The sequence below is a fragment of the Arenibacter antarcticus genome (genome assembly GCF_041320605.1).
Classification (GTDB): domain Bacteria; phylum Bacteroidota; class Bacteroidia; order Flavobacteriales; family Flavobacteriaceae; genus Arenibacter; species Arenibacter antarcticus.
In genome coordinates, this window is sequence record NZ_CP166679.1 from 120,802 (window position 1) to 143,169 (window position 22,368).

Below are 22,368 nucleotides of genomic sequence, written 5' to 3' on the forward strand. Positions count from 1 at the left end.
GTTTTGTCCTCCGCCCAAATACCAAATACGCAGCCAAATTATATGGAGAGAGCCTAGTAGAGGTGGTAATCGATTAAATGGATGCACTATATCTCCCTTGAAAAAATTATTTAGTGATAAGATCGGTCGGATTTATTAAGTCCGATTTACCCCTATATTTCCCGGGGGTTACCCCATGTTCCTTTTTAAATGCTTTAGAGAAATACTTAGGATCGTTAAACCCTACCAAAAAAGCAGTTTCAGATACCGAGTAGTTACATTCGGCAAGTAAAATAGCTGCTTTTTTTAAGCGCATGGTCCGCACAAAATCTACTATTTTTTTACCGGTTAAACTCTGAAATTTTCTGTAAATGGCAGAATAGCTCATATTTAGACTAGCGGAAAGGTCATCTAATTTAAAATCAGGATTACTAATTTCTTCTTCTATCAGGGCCACCAGTTTTTCCAAAAATATTGCATCCTGCGATATAGTAGGCCCATCTTTAGGCGTACTTATTAGATCGTTCTTATACTTAAGGACCAAGCGATCGTTTTTAGTGACAATATTATTCACTTTCAGGATCAATTCGTTAATCTTAAAAGGTTTCCCAATAAACTCTATAGCTCCTGCACGTAGTCCCATCAACTTGCTCTGGTGCGTCTTTTTCGCCGTCAACATTATAATTGGGATATGGGCGGTTGCCTCATTTTTCTGTAGGTTGGCACTCATTTCTATACCATCCATTTTTGACATCATCACATCTGTGATAATAATATTCGGCTGATTTTCCATGGCCAATTGCAACCCTTCTTCCCCGTTTTCAGCCAATAGTACATTGTAATACCCCAAAAATATATCGCGTAAGGAAATCTGCAATTCGAAATTATCCTCTACGATCAATAGCGTTTTAGTCAATTTCTTAGAATGTTCTTGTGGTTTAGGAATACTAAAGTCTATATTTTCTTTGTCAATGGGATATTCTAATATTGACTCATGCTCTATAGATTGTGATGCAATAATCTCTCCTTCTTTTATGGGTAAGTAGATAGAGAAGCAGGCCCCTTTATCGATTTCAGATGTAACATCGATCTTCCCCTCATGGAGATCAACGAGTTCTTTGGTCAATGCCAAACCAATACCGGTCCCTAGGCTCTCCTTTCCGGAATTGGCCTGATAGAATAATTGAAAAATATTATCCAATTCACTCTTTGGGATTCCAGGGCCTGAATCGGTAACGCTTATTTTAATCATTCTATTCTCTTCTTCCACCTCAACCTCAAACAAAACGGCCCCTTCTTTGGGCGTAAATTTAAACGCGTTAGATAAAAGGTTAAATACAATATGCTCCAATTTATCCCTGTCATACCACATCACCAGATCTTCTTTGGGATAGTTACATTTAAAACTGATTCCCTTAAATTTTGCCTGTTCGTTAAAAGCATTTGCTATTTCTCTTAAATGGCCTATTATATTTACCTGAGTAGGACGGAGCACCAACTTATCCAATTCTTTATCCCGTAAGGAGGTGAGTTCAAAAACAATGCGCGACAATCTTTTAGCATTGTTAGAAATTAACCGGAGTCGCTGCTGCAACAATTCATTGCCATTTTTCATGGCACGTGCCATCATATCTTCTAGCGGAATTAAAATCAAGGTTAATGGCGTTTGGATCTCGTGCGACATTTTAGCAAAGAAGTTCATTTTTAGGGCGTATATTTCCTTTTCATGATGGTGCTGTAATTTCTCCGCTTGCATCTTATTTCTAATTCGGGCCCACAGAAATATACCATATAGTAGCCCACACCCTAAAATAAAGTAAAATAAATGCGCCCATCCAGTATTCCAAAAAGGTTCTGAAATGCGGATGGCAACAGATTTTTGCTCGATATCCCATTTTCCGGTCTTGGTACCCGCCCGTACCTCGAAAATATAATCTCCGGGTGGAATGTTAGTATAGGTTGCCAAGCGTTCATTCCCAGCAAAAATCCACGAATCGTTAAAGCCCTTCAGTCGATACCCGTAATTATAATTGGAAAAAAGAATATTATCGATGGCTAAAAACCGTAAGGAAAAGGAGGATTGATCGTATTTCAAATTCAATTGCTCTATTTTCTCCAGACCATCCTGTAGTTGTTCAGGAACTACTGCAATGGCAGGTTGGTTCAAAATCTCCATACCTTCTATAACCAATTCTGCAGAAAATTCTTCTTTCCGGATCAGTTCCGGTTTAAAATAGTTAACACCATTTAAGCCCCCAAAATAGAAATACCCGTCACTCCCCTTATGTGCGCTCCGTTGCATAAAAAAATCACTCTGAAGGCCGTCTCTCTCTTGGTATACCTTAACAATAGAGTCTGCTATATTGTAATGCCATAGCCCAGTAGTAGACCCCAACCATATATTATCTTGATCTTTTTGCAGTATCGATTTAAAAACGGGGGCCTTTGGACTGTTATCAAAACCATTATTCGCAGAAGTTTGCAACTTCACCAACTGAATTTGTTCTCTGTCAATATTAAATTTAGCCAATCGTCCATTAACCGATATCATCCAAATAGTTTCATCCCCAACACTTGCCATTGCCAAAATATCATTATTTTTATTGGTCAATTCTTGCTCGTTTAAGTTCGTATATCGCCTAAAGCTAGACCTAGAAAAATCTGTTTTGTTTTCATTAAACTTAAACAAGCCACCACCATTTGTAGCCACCCAAATATTTTGACTTGTATCTTCCACAATACTTTGGGATATATTCCCCACTAGTCCATTAGAGTTATTTCCAAACTCAGCCAAGAGCGTATTACTATCCAAAAAGACAAATAACCCTTGATCGGTTGTTACCCACATTCTATTTTGGGAATCACGGAATATAAAACGGACATCTTGCACACTATGTCCATTTGCATCAACCAACACCTTTTTCTGGAAGCTATTTCGCCTGCTATTATAAATGTGAAGTCCATTTTGATACGTACCCACCCAAATATTACTATCCTTATCTTCGTTAATAGAATGGATATAGAATCCCTTATGAAGCAATGTGTTCTCGAAAAATTTATTACTAGACCCAAATTCGGGTATCTTGGACAGCCCCTCTCCATCCGTACCTATCCAAAGGGTTCCGTCATTTGCTTTATAAGACGACAATATTCTTGTTGGTTTTAAACTGACCGTTCCAGGATGATAATTTATGTGGTTGTCCGACTTCCTAAGTACATTTATATCTCCATAATTGGTTAGCACCCACAAATTGTTCCTTAGGTCTTCATTTATATGGATTACCGTATTGGTACTTAAAGAAAACATGTTTAGGTCATTATGCCTATATATTCTCACTGCTCCAGATATGGGGTCTACCCTATATAGCCCATTACCGTCTGTACCCAACCATACAAAACCATCCACGTCACAATACATGGCACTGAACAGCTCATTAATTTGGCCCTTTGGCTGGATTTTAAAAAGCGTATTCTGCACAAAGGCTTCCTTATCAAAATCATAAACTAAAATCCCCAAGCTAACATAAGAGGATCCTACCCACAACCGATCTTGCTTATCTAAGAGCAACAAGGTATTGTCGGATAAGGAGTAATCATACGGGAAATTCAATATATTCTTGGTTTTATCCTGTAAGTCATACAAATATATGGGCCCCTTATAAGTGCTTAGGATCAACTGCTTAGATTGTCTAACTACCATAGAGCTTATCCCATACCTACCATGTCCTGTAATTGGTATGCTGGTTATACTATCCATCTTTCTTTGGGCATGGTCATAAGAATAGACTACTCCCGTTTTCGTAGCCATCCAAATTTTATCACCATCGGGAGATACTTCCTCTATAGAATAATTCTTTGCAAATCCTTGTATATGTTGATCAAGGGGTGAAAATGTCCCATTCTTTTGCAAGAAAGAAAGGTCTCCGTTAAGGGAAAGTGCCCAAATTACGCCGAGACCGTCCCTAAAAACAGATTTCACTTCATCGGAGGAAACCGCGTTGTTAAAAATGCGGTCTCTGGGGATAAATTCAAAATTATAACCATCGTATTTGGATATTCCGGAGGCATGGGCCAACCAGATATACCCCATATCATCTTGAACCGAATGGGTGACCTTAACACTTTGGTTGTTTATATTAAATGGTAGTCTTACGAAATTGGAAGGGTTTTGCGAAAAAAGAAACACTCCGCACATATGCATTATCAGCACAATAAGACGCCTTTTCCATACTACTGATTCCAATTTGGTGTGCATCATAAACTTTTCTTAATATAAGCATTTCTATTCTTATAAATTTCCCTAATAAACAAACATCTGACAGGGGGTAAATTCAGCAAAAAGGGGGAATAATTTTACAGAACGCCAAAAGATCCCAAAAACCACCCCTAGAAAGCGAAAATAAGCCACTTTACTATTTAACACAATATTAATATTTGTAAAACACAAATCAGTTGAATACTTATTAGGGAACTATGAATCAGAGAAGAGACTTTATTAAAAAAACGGCAATTACCTCTGCTGGCCTCGCCATCCTGCCTAATCTATCCTTAGGGAATACTAGTAGGAAAGCAGCCCAAAAATTAAGGGTAGGTGTCATCGGGGTAGGCCTAAGAGGCACCAATCATTTGGAGAACCTTTTAAAAAGAGATGATGTATTGGTTACCGCTATTTGCGATATAGACCAGACTAGAATTGATCTAGCACAGCAACACATTGAAAAAGCTGGACATAAGAAGGTGAAAGCTTTTGGGAAGAACGACTTGGATTACAAGAACCTCTTGGCTTTAGCAGAAGTAGATGCCGTTGTTATAGCAACCCCATGGTTATGGCATACTAAAATGGCCGTAGACAGTATGAAGGCAGGTAAATATACCGGTTTGGAAGTCTCTGCCGCCAATACTCTAGAGGAGTGTTGGGATCTGGTAAATACCCATGAAGCAACCGGGAGCCATTTAATGTTACTGGAGAATGTAAACTACAGAAGGGATGTCTTGGCCGTATTAAATATGGTGAAGCAAAATGTGTTTGGGGAATTGTTGCATTTCACCTGTGGGTATCAGCACGATTTAAGGGGTGTAAAATTCAACGATGGGAAAACCGCCTATGGTAAGGGAGCCGAATTTGGCAAAGAGGGAATTTCAGAATCCGCATGGCGTACCCAACATTCCTTACTTAGGAATGCAGATGTATATCCCACCCATGGCTTGGGACCTATAGCTGTTATGGCCGATGTAAACAGGGGCAACAGATTACTTTCCCTAACCTCACACGCAACCAAAGGTGTAGGATTGAACAAATATATTGTGGAGACTGGAGGGAAAGACCATCCCAATGCCAAATTAAAATTTAAGCAAGGTGATATCATTACCTCCACCATTGAGACTGCTAATGGGGAGACCATTATTGTTACCCATAATGTTAACAATCCCCACCCCTATTCATTAGGGTTTAAGGTACAGGGCGCACAGGGATTGACCGATTTTGATGCCCACACCCAAAGGATTCATATAGAAGGAGTCACAAAAGGACAAGGCTGGGAGGATATGGACACCTGGTTTGAGAAGTACGATCATCCGTTATGGAAGAAATTTGGTGATGGCGCTACCGAAGCCGGTCATGGAGGAATAGATTTCTTTGTTATAAATGCCTTTGTAGAATCTGCCAAGGAAAATATTGCCCCACCGATGGATGCATACGATGCAGCAGCATGGAGCGCAGTAACTCCCCTATCTGAACTCTCTATAGAGAATAATGGGGAGCCTCAAGATTTTCCAGATTTCACCAGAGGGAACTGGATCAAGAGAAAACCGTATAACTGGATCAAGGATACCTATTAAGTCTCTGTGAGAAAAATTGTTGAGTGTCGTTAACGCTCGTTCTTAAATGCCCATTTCCGCTCCCAAGACTAAATTTTAAACAATATAAAGAGCATACCTAAATAAATTAATAACCCTATTAAAATTGACCAAATATTAAGCTAAAAACAAACTAATTTTATGAAACAAAGAACAATTTTTTATAAAAAGAGCCCCCATTTGGTCTCTATAAAAAAACGAGGGAGGTATGATCTTGTACTTGCCTCCTTAATAACCGCCTTATTATTATTACCCATTAATAATGCCTACAGTTCAGTTGCGGAAGCGAAAGATGATTTTGACCTTACTCAACAGTTAAGAACTATAAAAGGAACTATTACCGACGAAAATGGAAGTATCCTTTTTGGAGTAAACGTAGTAGTTCTAGGCTCTACAAGAGGAGTTCAATCCAATTTTGATGGAGAGTACGAAATTAAAGCCAATGAAGGCGATATTTTAGAATTCTCCTATATTGGGATGCAGTCTAAAAGAATCACTATTGCTGATCAGGAAGTAATAGACATAGTAATGGCCGAAGATGCCGAAGCCCTAGATGAAGTTGTCCTTGTAAGTTTTGGTAAGCAAAAGAAGGCCAGTGTAATTTCGTCCATTTCTACCGTAAAGCCGGCAGATTTAAAAATACCTTCCAGTAACTTAACTACCGCTTTGGCTGGTAATGTTGCGGGGGTAATTGCCTACCAAAGATCTGGAGAACCGGGTGCAGATAACGCCCAATTCTTTATTAGGGGGGTTACTTCTTTTGGTTATGGAAATAGTCCTCTAATCCTTATAGATGGTGTAGAATTAACCACTCAGGATTTAGCGCGCTTACAGCCAGATGATATTGCTTCTTTCTCCATCATGAAGGATGCAACGGCCACCTCTTTATATGGTGCCCGTGGTGCCAACGGTGTTATTTACGTAACTACCAAGGAAGGTGTTGAAGGTCCTGCGAGAATTAGCGCAAGATATGAGACCACCATGTCTCAAGCCACCCAAAACATAGATTTTGCAGATCCCATTACCTATATGAGGATGCACAATGAGGCTATAAAAACTAGGGACCCATTGGGTATATCCAAATACTCCCTAGAAAAAATAGATAAAACAATTGCTGGGGTGGACCCTATCCTTTATCCAAGTACAGATTGGCAAAAGGAATTATTTAAGGACTATACCATTAACAAACGCTTTAATTTCAGTATTAATGGTGGTGGTAAAGTAGCCAAATACTATGTTTCATTAGCAGCTAGCCAAGATAATGGTGTTTTAGATGTGCCAAAAGTGAGCAATTTTAATAGCAATATAGATTATAAGCAATTTCAGTTACGGTCCAATACAAATATAGGCCTTACGGAAACCACCAAATTAAAATTGAGCTTTATTGGGAATTATGATGATTATTCAGGTCCTCTGGATTCTGGACAAGACATTTATGGGAAAGTAATGAGAAGTAACCCAGTCCTATTTAGGCCTTTTTATGAAAAAGATGAAACCAATTCCTATATAAACCATATTCTTTTTGGGAATTATGATAATGGGAACTACCTGAACCCTTATGCCGATATGGTTAAGGGCTACAAAGAGTCAGGTTCTTCCAAAATTATCTCCCAAATTGAATTGGAGCAAGACCTAAGTGCAGTTGTTGATGGTTTAATGGGGAAAGTAGTGGTAAATGCCAATAGGGAATCCGGAAATGGTGTAAATAGGTCCTATAGACCATATTTCTACGAGCCAAGAATTAATCCGGTAACCGATAAGATGATTTTAACCCCATTAAATGAGGAGTTTGGTACGGAATATTTGGATTATGTAGAAACAGGAAAGTTTGTACATTCTTCCTCTTACCTAGAGTCTTCTTTAACGTATAACAAAAACATCAACGATTTGTACGATGTTTCCGGGATGCTTGTATATACTATGAACAACAGAAGGATTTCCGGTGCTGGAAACCTTCAGGAGTCCCTACCTTATAGGAATATGGGATTGGCAGGACGTTTTACGCTCTCTAGTCGCGATAAATACTTTGGGGAGTTCACCTTTGGATACAATGGATCTGAACGTTTTCACAAAAAGGAACGTTGGGGTTATTTCCCGTCTTTAGCTGCTGGCTGGATCGTGTCTAACGAAGATTTCTTTGAAGAGTATAAAGATAAAGTCAACTTGTTGAAATTTAAGGTCACTTATGGTTTAGTGGGTAATGATCAGATTGGAAGTGCTGCCGATAGATTTTTCTATTTATCACAAGTAAACTTAAACGATTCTCGTTACGGGTTTGTTTCCGGTACTGATTTTGACAATTACTCTACTGGGGTTTCCATACAAAGATATCCCAATGAAAATATCACTTGGGAAACGGCAGAGAAATTTAACCTAGGAATTGAAGTTGGACTCTTCAATAAATTTACGCTAGAAGCCGATTATTTTACCGAGCATAGGTCCAATATTTTGGCCAACCGTATCATAACCGCCAGTATGGGATTGGAGAGCAGTGTTAAAGCCAATATTGGTGAAGCTAAAAGTAGTGGTATTGATGGTTCATTGGTGTACAATAATAGTTTTAGCAGCGGATTTTGGTTGCAGGCAAGGGCTAACTTTACCTATTCTACTAATGAGATCACAAAAATGGAGGAGCCTGATTATACGGACACCCCATGGCTTTCACGTGTAGGACAACCTATTAACCAACAATGGGGTTATGTAGCTGAACGTTTGTTTGTTGATCAAGATGAAGTAAACAATTCTCCCGTACAATCTTTTGGTGAGTATGCTGGAGGTGATATTAAGTATAAGGATATTAATGGCGACGGAAGGATTTCTGGATTAGACAGGGTGCCTATTGGAAACCCAACTTCACCAGAAATCGTTTACGGATTTGGGGCATCTGCAGGTTATAAAGGTTTTGACCTTTCTGTTTTCTTTCAAGGTATAGGAAACGAATCCTTCTGGATCAACCCATACAACACAGCACCCTTTGTGGATATTTTCCCTGGTGGAAATGCAAACAATCAGTTGCTTCAAGTTTGGGCAGACAGTTATTGGTCTGAAGACAATAGAGATATATATGCCAAGTGGCCTAGATTGTCTACCTCTAACATAGGAAATAATACCCAGACCAGTACTTGGTTTATGCAAGACGGTACCTTCCTAAGATTAAAGTCTTTGGAAATAGGTTATACCCTTCCGGACAAATTACTGAATAAAATGAAAATGAGCCAAGTTAGAATTTATATGACGGGTAATAATTTATTATCCTTCAGCCAATTTAAACTTTGGGATCCAGAAATGGGTGGAAATGGTTTAGGGTATCCCATCCAAAGAGTTATTAATGCAGGTATTCAAATATCATTATAAAAAAAACAATCATGAGAAATAATAAGTCTTTATTAATTTTCTTTTTCGTCACCTTGTTAACATCGTGCGATAAAGATTATTTGGACATCGTTCCAGATAACCTGGCAACTGTAGATCTAGCCTTTTCTAACCGATACAACGCAGAAAAATACTTGGCTACCTGTTATAGCTATTTGCCAAATGAAAGCGGTATAAATCAAAATCCGGCATTAAATTCGGGAGATGAAATTTGGTATCCAGATACCCAAAGGAACTCTAATGGCCCCACTGTGGCCCAAGGTTTCCAAAACATTAGCAACCCAAGATTTGATTATTGGGTCGGTAGTTGGGGTGGTAAATCTTTATATATCGCGATTAGAAATTGTAATATATTTTTAGAGAATGTAGAAAGTGTACCTGGAGTGGATCAATTTGTAAAAACCAAATGGACGGCAGAGGTGAATTTTCTAAAAGCGTATTACCATTTCTATTTGCTACGGATGTACGGGCCCATCGTGATTAACGACGAGGCAATATCCGTATCTGCTTCTACTGAAGATACAAGAGTAAATAGGAATACCTTGGAAGAATCTTTTGAGTATGTTATTGCTACTATGGATAAGGCCATTACCGGTCTTCCCGAGACCCTACAATTTGAAGATGAGGAAATGGGACGTATAACCAAGCCTATTGCTGCGGCAATAAAGGCAAGGATTTTAATGGAGTATGCAAGCCCCCTGTTCAACGGGAATCCTGTTTATAACAGTGTTAAAAATGCAGAAGGCAAACAAATGTTCCCTACTAGCTTTGATGCCTCTAAATGGCAAAGAGCCGCAGATGCAACTAAAGTGGCCATTGATTTGGCAGAAAGTGTTGGGATTTCGCTTTTTCAAAAAGAAGATTATTTAGATCCTTTGGAACAGAACGACACCACCTTGCTAAAATCTGCCCTAAGAAGCAGGGTTACAGAAAGATGGAACAAAGAAATAATTTGGGGATCTACTGAATTTAGTTCGTTCCTACAATTTTCAGCAATGCCTAGATTGTATCCATATACTACCAATCCAGTGGCTTCAAACCATGCTCCTACTTTGAGGATTGCTGAAATGTATTATACCGAAAATGGCGTGCCTATTGAGGAAGATGTGAACTATGACTATACCAATAGATATAAGACCAAACAAGCATCTGGTAAGGACCGCTTTTATATTGAGCCAGGACAGAAAACAGCTGTTTTAAACTTTAATAGGGAAACCAGATTCTATGCAGATCTTTCATTTGACAGAGGTGTTTGGTTTGGCAACGGAAGGGAATTGGATACTGACCCATGGTATATACGGGCAAGAAGAGGAGAGTTTGCTTCTATTTTTGAGATTAACAACCATTCCGTTACCGGTTATTGGCCCAAGAAATTGGTTAGCATGAAAACTACCGTAAAAAGCGGTACCGATTTTAGTGCTTACAGATACGCTTTCCCTATAATACGTTTGGCAGATCTTTACTTATATTATGCTGAAGCATTAAACGAGGTAAAAGGAGCGCCAGACAATGAGGTATACAGGTATATAGACCTAGTAAGAGAAAGAGCTGGCTTGAACGGAGTAGTGAGTAGTTGGGCGCAATTTTCCAAAGATCCTAGTAAACCAACAACCAAAGAAGGGATGAGAGATATTATTCGGCGCGAACGAATGATCGAAATGTCATTTGAAGGGAATAGGTATTGGGATCTTAGAAGATGGAAATTATTGGAGCAGTATATGAACAAACCTATCAGAGGCTGGAGTGTTTTGGTAAATGACCTAGACGATTATTATACGGTTAGGGTATTACATAATCCCACTTTTAATCAAAAAGATTATTTGTGGCCCATTAAGGAGGAAGAATTGATCAATAACCCCAACCTTCAGCAAAATCCAGGATGGTAATCCCTAATTTTCTAATTGCATAAATTATGAAATCGGACATATTCCATTTAGATACTGAACAAGATGTTAGATATACTGTCCCGAAAAATATTAGGACCTCTAACGACAAAAACATTAAAATATAAACAAATGAAAAAAATAGTTAGCCTTATATTGATCAGCTTCTTTGTTATGGCTGGTTGCGAAGAAGATTACGAACATTTACCCACGGCCAAAGATAGCGTTGCGCCCAAGCAGATAGAGAATTTACAGTACGAACCCATACATGGTGGATTTAATATATCCTATGATATTCCTTCAGACAAGGATGTTCTCTATGTAAAAGCCACCTATGTTAACACTAAAGGGGAAACTTCAGAAGTAAGGGCATCAGCCTACAATAACAAGCTTCAAATTTTAGGGTTTGGGGATACTTCCGAAAGAACCATAGATGTTTATGTAGTGGACCGGTCCGAAAACGTGTCCAAGCCTGTCACCTTTAAAGCGCAACCATTAGAATCACCTGTAAACGTCATTAAAGAATCAATGGACATTTCGGCAGATTTTGGGGGAGCCAAATTTCATTGGATCAATGAGTTGAAAACACCTATTTCAATATTGTTGTTCACAGCTGATAATAAAGGGGTATGGAAAGAAGTTCAGACGGTGTACACTTCCCAATCGGAAACCAGTACCGCTATTAGAGGGTTTGAATCGGTTCCTACGAAGTTTGCCGCACTAATCAGGGATAGGTATGACAATACTACCGATACCATCTACCCGGGGACAACCGATAAAATGTTAACGCCCCTATTTGAAGAACGCTTGGACAAAACTAAGTTCAAAAAAATTGTTCTTGCCGATGATACTAATTGGGATGCATGGGAAGGCGATTATTACCATTTCTTTGATGATAAATTGGAAACCATTGTACATACCCAAGGAGATCATCCGTTTCCTCAAATTTATACTATAGACCTAGGCGTTACGGTAAAATTAAGCAGGTTTATTGTACACCAACGTTACACCCCACAAACCCATTTTGGTTTCACCCATGGTAATCCTAAGAAATATACACTTTATGGTGCCAAGGAATTACCGGCAGACAGTGGTGGTTTTGAAGGCTGGATCAAATTAAAGGAATGTGAGTCCGTTAAGCCTTCAGGTTTACCTATAGGTCAAAATAGCGATGAAGATATTGCGCAGCTAGACTTAGGGGATGAATATACTTTTGAACTGGAAGTACCAGAGCTAAGATATTTTAGGATGGCCGTAGAAGACACATGGGATGGTGCAGGTTATATTAATGCATCCCAAATTACCTTCTGGGGAAATATCACTAACTAATAGGAAAAATAAAATGAAATGAGTCATAAGAGTTTATCATTTCGATCCAATAAGTATTGTTAAGAAATGATAAACATGACGAATTTCACCCGCCTGAATGACGTAGTCGGGCAGGTCTGAGTAAAACAATCAAATACATATAAACAGATGAAAACAATATATAATACATTTAAATTGTTTCTCCTTTTGGTTTCCGGGGCATTTATATCTTGCCAGGACATGAACGAGGTTCATGAAGAATATATCAAGGACGGGGAAATTATATATACTAACAAGGTAGATTCGTTGTCTACTTTTGGAGGGAAAAACCGAGTAAAGATAAAAGGGTACATCACAGGGGCCTTTAACGTTAATGAGATAGTAGTAACATGGCAAGATGGTGAGGGCCAACAAATCTTTCCCTATAACAAATCTACTCAGGACACGGACTCACTAGCCCTTATAGTTACCGAATTAGAAGAAAATAGCTATGAATTTAAAGTGACTAGTAGGGATGCAGATGGTAATCTTTCCGTAGCCAACATAGCATTTGGTACTGCTTACGGAGAAAGGTACCGCTCCAATTTAGAAGCAAGGACAATTAACCACCTTTCTTTTGATGGTTCAAACATGGAGGTCCTAATGGGGCTTGGCACCGAGCTTCAAAGAGGAACAGAGGTGAAATATACTAACACCGATAATGAAGAAATAATTACTACAGTGGTGAGGGAGGAAAATAATGTGCTTTTAGAGAATGTTTCTATTAACAGCCCAATAGCCTACCGCACGTTTTATGTACCTACAGCAGCTAATGAAGGCATTGAATCTACAATTGATGAATTTGAGTCAGACTGGGAAACTCTGGTAGTGCCTAGTTTTGGAAATGTACTTAATAGCGTAGTATTTAACCCAGTTCTAGGTGGTTTGGAGATGGAATGGTCTAATCCAGATGGTGCGGTCTTAGTTTATACTATAACATATACGGTTAATGGCGTAATAAAAACCCAAACGATCAACTCTTCAGATGTTAACGGGGAAGCCATTGTATCTGGAATGGATGAGGGAGAACAGATTATAAACGTTAGCGTTGCCGATGCTTATGGAAACTCCTTTGGACCAAAAGACTTTACGGTAACCCCAATACCAGCTCAGCTTTTGGACAAGAGTGCGTGGACAATATTTGATTTCTCATCAGAGGAAGCCGGTGGCGAAGGCCTAGTTAATGGTTATGCTACTGCAGCTATTGATGGTGATGTAAATACATTTTGGCATACACAATGGGGAGGCGCCTCTCCACCATTCCCACATCATTTTTCTGTGGACATGGGAGCCGAAAAAACGATTGCAAGTTTTGAGACCTTTAGAAGACAAGGAAACGGCAACGGACAAACGAAAATTAAGTTTTTAATAAGTACCGATGGAGAGACTTGGACAGATCTAGGGGAGTTTAGTGTGGATTCCAAAACTAATGATGGGCAGGTATCTGCTATCAAATCTGCACCAACAGCCAGATATTTTAGATATGTGGCAGTGGAAGGCCCTACCAATTTCGCCTACTTGGGTGAGGTAAATGTGTATGGCTTAGAATAATTAATACCATTTATTAAGAATGGGGAGTGATTTAGGTCTCTCCCCATTTTTTTATAAAAAATTACATTCTGTTCTCCATATAAAACCATGGAAACTAAACTTTACCATAGGGCGCTTACCTTGTCTAAATCTAGGCATGAAGCTTGAGTCTTAATTATAGGAGTTCAAATAAAAATCGATTATCAATGAAAAACATATTTACTTTATTTCTACTTGTTTCATTATCACTACCATTAACGGCACAGATAAAAGAAACCCACATTCCCGTCTCCAACACCCTAGTTGGGATCTGGAAACAGACTGGTATAACCAATCCCAAAACCGGAAAAATAATGGAAGTTCAAACCGGTAATTATAAGGTACTCAATGCAGATGGCACCTATTATACTTTTATAACATGGGGAACTGGAAATCCAACAAACGACACCACAATCGCACAATATGGTACTTATGAAATTACTTCTGAAAACCTTATGGCCGAGCAAATCATAGAACATACCATGAATCCTAAATTGAATGGAAAAAACAGTACTATCAAATTTGAATTGATTAACAGTAAAACATTATTGATGTCATGGAGTCCTAATGATATTGATTGGATAGATGAAAAGTGGACACGCTTACCATTGTCATTATAAATACAGAAATTTAAAACAACCAACATTTCCTGAAATTTTTATAACCATTATTTATCATGGAAAAACAACAATCCTTTAACATGAATGTGCCTTTTATAGAAGGATATGATGTGCTTTTTGTGAAATTAGTACTCACTATCATCCTATTTTGTACCCTCCTTTCAATCTTGAATTTTTTGCGAGACAAATTCATCAATAAAACAACTGAACCTAAAAAGCAAGATTTCACCACACTTTTAATCGTCATGAATAAATTGTTTTTCATAGGCGGATTCGGTTTTGTGATCGCTAATATTATCAGTGTAATCTTTTCCCAAATGAGACGGAATTCAAATTTACCTAACCTTAGAGTGGGGGGAGAATGGGACTACCTTATATTTGGTATCATCCTAATATTTATCGGAATAGCATTTAAAACGAGTAGAAAGGTGCTAAAAAAGGAAAGTGTACTAGAAATAGAAGTTGAAACCCCTAAGACAGCAATAAAGGGATAGATAATTCCTTGTAAATCAAAAAAACATCGCACACAGTTTAGAGCCTTGCTGGGTAACAGCAATTGCATCCATAGTTTAAGGAACTACAATTCTAGCAATTTTAAAGTGGTTGCTTCCTCTTAAGGGAGCAATTCCTGTGCTAAAATACCAAACTTTCCCTGCGATTTCATTACAATGAACTTCCAAATCATACACCGACCTCATTACACTACAATACGGATGTACATTTTTTCAAATTTAAAACCAAAATAAAATGCAAACCAAACTATTCTTTTTACTACTAACAGTATTCCTTATTTCCATTGGTTGCTCAGATAAGAGCGACCCAATAGTTGAACCGGAAACAGATAATTCTGCTTCTCTAAAAGACCCTGATTATTATGCACCCACTAGTGCAAGTGCTATCGATAAAGATGACTTGATATCTGCGAATACAGCATCATCTAGCGAACATCAAAATGGATCAGATATAGAAAAGACACTTGATGGAGATAAAAAAACTATCTATCACAGTAGATGGGGAAACCAAACCAAATACCCCGTTGATCTGATCTATAATTTTGAAGAAAAGAACAAACAGATTGATTATTTTGTGCTTTACCCAAGAAGTGATAGTAATAACGGAATAATCCTAGAGGTAACGGTTTATACTAAAGCTCAAGGAGAAAGTGAATTCAAAAAATTTAAGGATTTTGTATTTAAGAGTGGAAACACACCAAAGATCATAACATTTCCTGAAGGTTTTGAAAACCCAGGAGCTATTAAATTATCAGTTACCAAAGGAGTTAATGACTTTGTGAGCTTAGCTGAAATAGAGTTTTACAAAAGAAATACTTCTTTAGAAGCTAGTCTTAGCGTTTTTAATGACAAGGCTTGTACTGAGTTAAAATCGGGCATCACTAAAGACGATATTATGGCGATTGAGAATAAATTTGTTCAAAACATGGCGCTTGCTATTTACAATAAGGTTTATGATAAATTCAGAATAGGCAACTTTAAAAGTTATCCTTATCCCGGAATTATTGCTAGCACAAACAAAACAAGCACCTATGGTATTTATGATAATGTTACTGGTATTTACGTTAGACGGGGTACGGAAATGGTAGTTTTTATGGATGACTTTGAAGGAGAAATATCCTTACGTGTTGTTAACCATAATGAAGGCTTTGGCGGTATAGATTATGTAATGCAACCTGGGGTTAATCGTTTTAAAGTGGATACGGAAGGACTTGCTTATTTAATGTATCAAGATGAAAATGAATACGAAGTAAAGGCCAACTTTGCCACAGGTAAAATCAACGGTTATTTTGATATTGCCCAACATACAAATGATGATTGGAAAGAATTAATTACGAATGCAGAGTATAGCTTTTTTGATGTGTTAGGCGAATTTGCACACTTAACATTTACTACGGACGATCTTCGTCAACATACTCCCGATATTACAGAACTCATTGGTCTTTATGATGATATAGTTGATTTAGAACAAGACTTTTTAGGCCTATACAAATACGATAGAGCCAATAAGACGCGTATGTATTTTAGAACCAATACGCATCAGGATATGTATATGTATGCAACTTCGTATAGAACTGAGTATCATAAAGGAACCATGCCAGCACTTTGTAACCCCAGTACATTAAAAGCGTCACCTTGGGGACCTGCACATGAGGTAGGGCATGTAAATCAAACAAGACCTGGATTAAGATGGTTGGGAATGACCGAAGTTTCCAATAACATTTATAGCCTTTATGTACAGACCACCTGGGGAAATGATGCCAGAATTGATGCAGAGCAGCTTAATCCATACAACAATCGTTATGAAAAGGCTTTTACAGAAATTATAGCTGATAATCTTGCTCATGGTGAGCATGGCGATGTGTTTTGTAAACTAGTACCATTTTGGCAATTACAACTATATTTTTCAAATGTATTAGGTAACGAAGATTTTTATAAAGACGTACATGAAAGAATTAGAGTAAGCGACAATCCATCTTCTCATGGGGCTGCACAAGTTGAGTTTGCTAAAATTTGTTCTGATATTGCAGAAACAGATTTAACAGCGTTCTTTACCGCTTGGGGCTTTCTTAAAGCAGTAAATGCTGATCTAGATGATTATGGTCAAGGAACCATTACCGTAACACAGTCTATGGTAGATGAAGCCATATCCTATATCCAATCTAAAGGCTATCCAGAACCTGAGATGAAATTGCAATTTTTACATGAACAAAATTTACATATTTTTAAAAACAAAGGAGCTCTTAGTGTTGGAAAAGCATATGTATCTAATAAAAAGATTACTATTTCTGGAACAAATAACGCTGCAGTTTATCAACAAGAGCGAGGGGGTGCTGTTATACATATATCACCTAGAGATGCCTTTACCGTTACCTCTTTTAGCCCTACCGACAAAATATTTGCAGTTGGCTATGATGGCGAACGAAAAGAAATTTCAGTACAGTAACTATCAAGTAAAAAATTTAATTAGTTGAAGAACTAAACCATTTATCCTTTTGAGATAGTTAGAAAAGCCTTTACGTATTAAATACGTAGCGGCTTTTTATTTTATCAGGCCCTAGTATAGTACTGCTTGGACAGTAGTATGCTGCGATTAAACAAAAAAATCCCAAGTCCTCTTAAACAGTAAGATTACTTGGGATTTTTAATTTATAAATTAGTCCAAACTATATTACAACCGTCTTTCCTGGTGTTGGAATAGTATAGGTTCCATCTGCATTTGGCTGTACTGGAGCTGGGGAATCCCAGGTAAGATCATCCGGAGCCAAATCTATGTTAGACCCCATAGCCTCTTCCAGTTTAATGATTTTCCCAGAGTAGGTGGCCATACGACCTATAATTGCGCTCATAGTACTCTTGGCACCATTTTCCGCATCACTAATTACCCCATTGTTTCTAATGGATTGAAAAAGTTTTACATGTTCTACCTGATATGGATTAGGATCGTCCTTGCCCCTATGGGTAAATACTTCTCCTCCATCGTAGTCTTTAACAAAAGTATTGTCGCCATACGTCTCAATAGTACCCTTAGTACCTTGGAACATCTCGGCTACCTTACTCATTGTTTCAGGATGATGACGACATTGACTGGCAATTACCGCACCACTAGGATAGGTATATTCCACAAAGTGATGGTCAAATATTTCCCCATGGTCTTTTCCAGTACGGACCTGTCTACCTCCCATCCCTTGGGCGGAAATTGGGTACTCTCCAATAAACCAATTGGCCACATCTATATTATGAATATGTTGTTCCAAAATATGGTCCCCGCATAACCAGTTGAAATAGTACCAATTACGCATCTGGTATTCCAATTCGGACTGTCCAGGCTGTCTCTCCCGAACCCATACACCTCCACTGTTCCAATATACCTGTCCAGAAACTATTTTTCCGATCTTATTTTCCTTTATTTGCTGAAGTCCAGCCAAATAGTTGTCTTGGTAATGCCTTTGCAGCCCTACTACTACATTTAACTTCTTGTCCTTAGCTATTTTTGCTGCTGCCAATACCTTGCGTACCCCGGGCGCATCTGTTGCTACCGGTTTTTCCATAAACACGTGTTTCCCGGCATTTACGGCAAATTCAAAATGTTGAGGCCTAAATCCTGGAGGAGTGGCCAAGATAACCACATCGGCCAGCGCCATTGCTTTTTCCGCTCCGTCAAAGCCTACAAACTGATTTTTCTTGGGAACATTTACTCTTTTGGTACCGTCAAATGCCTTTTTCACGTTCATTAAACTTCCCTCTAACCTATCTTCAAATGCATCTGCCATGGCTACTAATTCCGTGTTTGGATCAGCATTTAAAGCCTGAATTACAGCACCAGTACCTCGACCACCGCAACCCACCAAGGCTATTTTCAACATTTTATCGTTGGCACCATTTACCATGGCGTTCATTTGCATGGCAGGCAAGATCATAGCCCCTGTAACCAAAGCGCTACTCTTACAAAAATCCCTTCTGCTATTTTTCGTGTTAGCAGTAGGTTCTTTAGAATTATTATCAATTTTCATCTATTAAGGTTTATTTATTTAACACCTAATATACCCAGAATGATTTTTACTAAGACCATGAAGGCATAATACAAGCAGTTAAGGTAGGTATTAATTGGGAAACGTACAATTTACATTTAAATTTTATTCACCCCCTATTAGCCCTTGTTGGAAATCAGATCTTTTTACGCATTTCACTTCTTTACAGATGATCAAATACAATACCCTAGGCAATGATATTTTTGTGTAAGACCCGAGAATACCAACTAATAAATACAAGCCAACACAGTGGATAATTTCCGACATATTCAAGTGCCACATAAATTTTAGGTTTCTATATTGTTAAACTAATAGTATCTTTGATTCCTGAAATTAGAGACCTAGAAAGCTTCTATTACAGGGGAATACCTTTTTATATAGAGAGAAAACATAGATGGCAAAGAAAAAGATTATTGAAGAAGAAAAACGCTTAGAGGAAAACCTGATCAATTCTAAAGATTGGCATAAATGGGGACCTTATTTAAGTGAGCGTCAATGGGGCACCGTGAGGGAAGACTATAGTCCAAATGGAGATGCATGGAATTATTTTTCACATGATAGCTCTCGTAGTAGAACTTATCGATGGGGAGAGGATGGTATTGCAGGAATTTCGGACAGATATTGCAATATTTGCTTTGGAGTGGCGCTATGGAATGGAAAGGACAGTATCCTTAAAGAACGCCTTTTTGGACTGACAGGTCCGCAGGGGAACCATGGGGAAGATGTAAAGGAACTCTACTACTATTTAGAGAGTACGCCATCCCATTCCTATATGAAACACCTCTATAAGTATCCACAAAATGAATTTCCCTACAAAGAATTGGTAGAGGAAAACGGTAAACGAGGGAAACAAGATCTGGAATACGAAATTTTGGATACCGGTATCTTTGACAATAACGAATATTTTGATGTTTTTACGGAATACGCCAAGGCCGATACCCAAGATATACTGATAAAAATAACTGTCAGTAACAGAAGTTCAAAACCAGCCCCACTCTATTTATTGCCCACCTTATGGATACGCAATTTTTGGAGTTTTGTTGGAATGCCTGAAAAACCCAGTATAAAAAAACAACTTCACAAGGGAATTCCCTATGTATCCATAGACCACATCTACGTTGGCAAATACAATATGTATTTTGAGGAGCCTTCCCAATTGCTCTTTACCGAGAACGAGACCAACATGGAAAAAATCTATGTTCAGGCCAATGATCACCCCTATAAAAAGGATCTTTTTCACGATATGGTAATCAATGGGGATTTTTCTAAAACGAAAAAGAAACAGGAGGGCACCAAATTTTCGCCCATGTATAAAATGCAGTTGGAGGCAGGGGAAACCAAAACAATTAAAGTAAGACTTACCAACGGCACCTTGGAAACCCCTTTTGACGATGAATTCGATTCGGTTTTCGCCAAAAGGATAGCGGAATCTCAAGAGTTTTTGGAAGCAACTTTTCCAAATTCGGACAAAGAAGCCTTGGAACTCCAAAAACAGGCCGTAGCAGGACTACTTTGGTCTAAACAATACTACAATTACGAGGTAGAGAAATGGCTTCAGGGCGATTTTAAAGAATTTCCTCCATCCCCAAATCGATTAAACGGTAGGAACAACCAGTGGAAAACACTTAGGATCCACGATATACTTGCCATGCCAGACAAATGGGAATATCCTTGGTTTGCAGCCTGGGACACTGCATTTCACTGTGTTTCCCTTGCACTGGTAGATTCCAATTTTGCCAAAGACCAATTGCTTTTATTTACCAAGGAATGGTATATGTCCCCTAGTGGTCAAATTCCCGCATACGAATGGAATTTTAGCGATGTTAACCCCCCGGTACAGGCTTGGGCCTCCCTACAGGTATTCCAAATTGAAAAAAAGAAGACAGGAAAAGGCGACGTTGAATTTTTAAAAAGGATGTTCAACAAATTGGCCCTGAACTTTACCTGGTGGGTGAACCGGGTAGATAGGGATGAGAAAAATGTTTTTGAGGGCGGGTTTTTAGGCCTCGATAATATTGGAGTTTTTGACAGAAGCAACGGGGTGCCCGGAGGTGGTGTCTTAGAACAGGTAGACGGCACATCTTGGATGGCACTATACTGTCTTAATATGTTGGAAATGGCCTTGGAAATATCCTTGGAAGACAAGTCCTTCGAAGATATGGCCATGAAATATTTTGGACACTTTGTATTTATAGCAGAAGCCTTGAATACTATAAAAGAAGGATATAAAGGCTCATGGGACCAAAACGACGGATTTTTCTATGACAACCTAATATTACCCACTGGAGAATCGTTCCACATAAAGGTAAGGTCTATATCTGGACTACTCTCCTTAGCGGCGGTATTGAATATTAAAAAAGAATATTTAGAAAAGCTTCCGCGCTTCTGTAAAAGTATGGAGTGGTTCCGAAAACACCGGATAGAAAACTCCAAATACCAAGTAATGGAGGAGTACACTAGAGGGGAAGATGTGCTGTTGTCACTAGTGCCCAAAGCACGATTAAACATATTGATGAGCAGTGTTTTAAATGAGAAAGAATTTTTGTCCCCATACGGTATACGATCCTTGTCCAAAGTACATGAAAAACCGTATAACATCTCTATAAAAGGGACCAATTATAGTATTAACTACGAACCTGCAGAATCTTCAACACGACTCTTTGGAGGCAATTCTAATTGGCGTGGGCCCATTTGGATGCCAATGAATTATTTATTTATAGATTCATTACGGGAATATCATAGTTATTTCGGCGATAAACTTAAGTTTAATTTCCCAACAGGAAACGATAACAACCTTAATTTAAGAGATATAAGTGACCAGATAGGAAAGCGGTTGATCCAAATATTCGAAAAGGATTCTGAGGGCAATCGTCCTATTCATAAATTACACCAAGAGAAGTACCAAGACCCACATTTTAAGGAATTGATCCTTTTTTATGAATACTTTGATGGGAATAATGGCAGGGGAGCCGGTGCCTCTCACCAAACAGGGTGGACTGCCTTGGTTGCTAATTTATTAAAAGATATAGATTAATATTAGATGTACACGCCACTTAAAACCAACTTTTTAAGTGGCGTTATTTTTAATATACACGACCTATAAGCACTGCTGTAAACCATAAATAACGCTATATCATCACCAAGAAAGAGTGCATTAATGAATATTTTTAATGGTTAATGCTCATCGTTATTTTTTGAT

The 22,368-nt window shown here is 38.4% G+C and carries 11 protein-coding genes; 9 read left to right on the plus strand and 2 right to left on the minus strand.

Features of this window, described 5'->3' with window-relative positions; translation table 11 throughout:
* Positions 1–106: 106 nt before the first annotated feature.
* The gene (locus KCTC52924_RS00595; RefSeq protein WP_251808697.1) at positions 107–4,237 is read right to left on the minus strand and encodes an ATP-binding protein; all 4,131 of its coding nucleotides are present in this window, start codon (positions 4,235–4,237) and stop codon (positions 107–109) included.
* Between the two features lie 215 nt (positions 4,238–4,452).
* On the opposite strand from KCTC52924_RS00595, the gene KCTC52924_RS00600 reads away from it, so the two are divergent.
* From KCTC52924_RS00600 to KCTC52924_RS00635, 8 genes are all read left to right on the plus strand, one after another.
* On the plus strand, positions 4,453–5,817 hold the full coding sequence (locus KCTC52924_RS00600; protein WP_251808696.1) for a Gfo/Idh/MocA family protein: 1,365 nt from the start codon (positions 4,453–4,455) through the stop codon (positions 5,815–5,817).
* 159 nt (positions 5,818–5,976) lie between these two features.
* Positions 5,977–9,189: a TonB-dependent receptor gene (locus tag KCTC52924_RS00605; protein WP_251808695.1), complete on the plus strand. Its 3,213-nt coding sequence runs from the start codon at positions 5,977–5,979 to the stop codon at positions 9,187–9,189.
* Between the two features lie 11 nt (positions 9,190–9,200).
* Positions 9,201–11,093 carry a RagB/SusD family nutrient uptake outer membrane protein gene (locus KCTC52924_RS00610; RefSeq protein ID WP_251808694.1) on the plus strand — a complete coding sequence of 631 codons (1,893 nt, stop codon included), beginning with the start codon at positions 9,201–9,203 and terminating at the stop codon, positions 11,091–11,093.
* 129 nt (positions 11,094–11,222) lie between these two features.
* Positions 11,223–12,419 carry a DUF5000 domain-containing lipoprotein gene (locus tag KCTC52924_RS00615; RefSeq protein ID WP_251808693.1) on the plus strand — a complete coding sequence of 399 codons (1,197 nt, stop codon included), beginning with the start codon at positions 11,223–11,225 and terminating at the stop codon, positions 12,417–12,419.
* Positions 12,420–12,566: 147 nt separating this feature from the next.
* A complete protein-coding gene (locus KCTC52924_RS00620; RefSeq protein WP_251808692.1) occupies positions 12,567–13,988 on the plus strand; it encodes a DUF4998 domain-containing protein in 1,422 nt (473 codons plus the stop codon).
* 185 nt (positions 13,989–14,173) lie between these two features.
* Positions 14,174–14,626 (plus strand): DUF4488 domain-containing protein, encoded by a 453-nt coding sequence (locus KCTC52924_RS00625; RefSeq protein ID WP_251808691.1) that lies wholly within the window; start codon positions 14,174–14,176, stop codon positions 14,624–14,626.
* A 56-nt stretch (positions 14,627–14,682) separates the two neighbouring features.
* Positions 14,683–15,120: a hypothetical protein gene (locus KCTC52924_RS00630; protein WP_251808690.1), complete on the plus strand. Its 438-nt coding sequence runs from the start codon at positions 14,683–14,685 to the stop codon at positions 15,118–15,120.
* 253 nt (positions 15,121–15,373) lie between these two features.
* Positions 15,374–17,584 carry a M60 family metallopeptidase gene (locus KCTC52924_RS00635; RefSeq protein ID WP_251808689.1) on the plus strand — a complete coding sequence of 737 codons (2,211 nt, stop codon included), beginning with the start codon at positions 15,374–15,376 and terminating at the stop codon, positions 17,582–17,584.
* A 220-nt stretch (positions 17,585–17,804) separates the two neighbouring features.
* Here the strand turns inward: KCTC52924_RS00635 and KCTC52924_RS00640 are convergent, their stop codons facing one another.
* Positions 17,805–19,151: a Gfo/Idh/MocA family protein gene (locus KCTC52924_RS00640; protein ID WP_251808688.1), complete on the minus strand. Its 1,347-nt coding sequence runs from the start codon at positions 19,149–19,151 to the stop codon at positions 17,805–17,807.
* 412 nt (positions 19,152–19,563) lie between these two features.
* On the opposite strand from KCTC52924_RS00640, the gene KCTC52924_RS00645 reads away from it, so the two are divergent.
* On the plus strand, positions 19,564–22,203 hold the full coding sequence (locus KCTC52924_RS00645) for an MGH1-like glycoside hydrolase domain-containing protein (protein WP_251808687.1): 2,640 nt from the start codon (positions 19,564–19,566) through the stop codon (positions 22,201–22,203).
* The last annotated feature ends 165 nt before the right edge of the window (positions 22,204–22,368 follow it).

What these genes read in the sequence shown, in the direction of transcription:
- KCTC52924_RS00595 (WP_251808697.1), bottom strand. Translation starts at nt 4,237, where the DNA reads ATGATGCACACCAAATTGGAATCAGTAGTATGGAAAAGGCGTCTTATT.
- KCTC52924_RS00600 (WP_251808696.1), top strand. Translation starts at nt 4,453, where the DNA reads ATGAATCAGAGAAGAGACTTTATTAAAAAAACGGCAATTACCTCTGCT.
- KCTC52924_RS00605 (WP_251808695.1), top strand. Translation starts at nt 5,977, where the DNA reads ATGAAACAAAGAACAATTTTTTATAAAAAGAGCCCCCATTTGGTCTCT.
- KCTC52924_RS00610 (WP_251808694.1), top strand. Translation starts at nt 9,201, where the DNA reads ATGAGAAATAATAAGTCTTTATTAATTTTCTTTTTCGTCACCTTGTTA.
- KCTC52924_RS00615 (WP_251808693.1), top strand. Translation starts at nt 11,223, where the DNA reads ATGAAAAAAATAGTTAGCCTTATATTGATCAGCTTCTTTGTTATGGCT.
- KCTC52924_RS00620 (WP_251808692.1), top strand. Translation starts at nt 12,567, where the DNA reads ATGAAAACAATATATAATACATTTAAATTGTTTCTCCTTTTGGTTTCC.
- KCTC52924_RS00625 (WP_251808691.1), top strand. Translation starts at nt 14,174, where the DNA reads ATGAAAAACATATTTACTTTATTTCTACTTGTTTCATTATCACTACCA.
- KCTC52924_RS00630 (WP_251808690.1), top strand. Translation starts at nt 14,683, where the DNA reads ATGGAAAAACAACAATCCTTTAACATGAATGTGCCTTTTATAGAAGGA.
- KCTC52924_RS00635 (WP_251808689.1), top strand. Translation starts at nt 15,374, where the DNA reads ATGCAAACCAAACTATTCTTTTTACTACTAACAGTATTCCTTATTTCC.
- KCTC52924_RS00640 (WP_251808688.1), bottom strand. Translation starts at nt 19,151, where the DNA reads ATGAAAATTGATAATAATTCTAAAGAACCTACTGCTAACACGAAAAAT.
- KCTC52924_RS00645 (WP_251808687.1), top strand. Translation starts at nt 19,564, where the DNA reads ATGGCAAAGAAAAAGATTATTGAAGAAGAAAAACGCTTAGAGGAAAAC.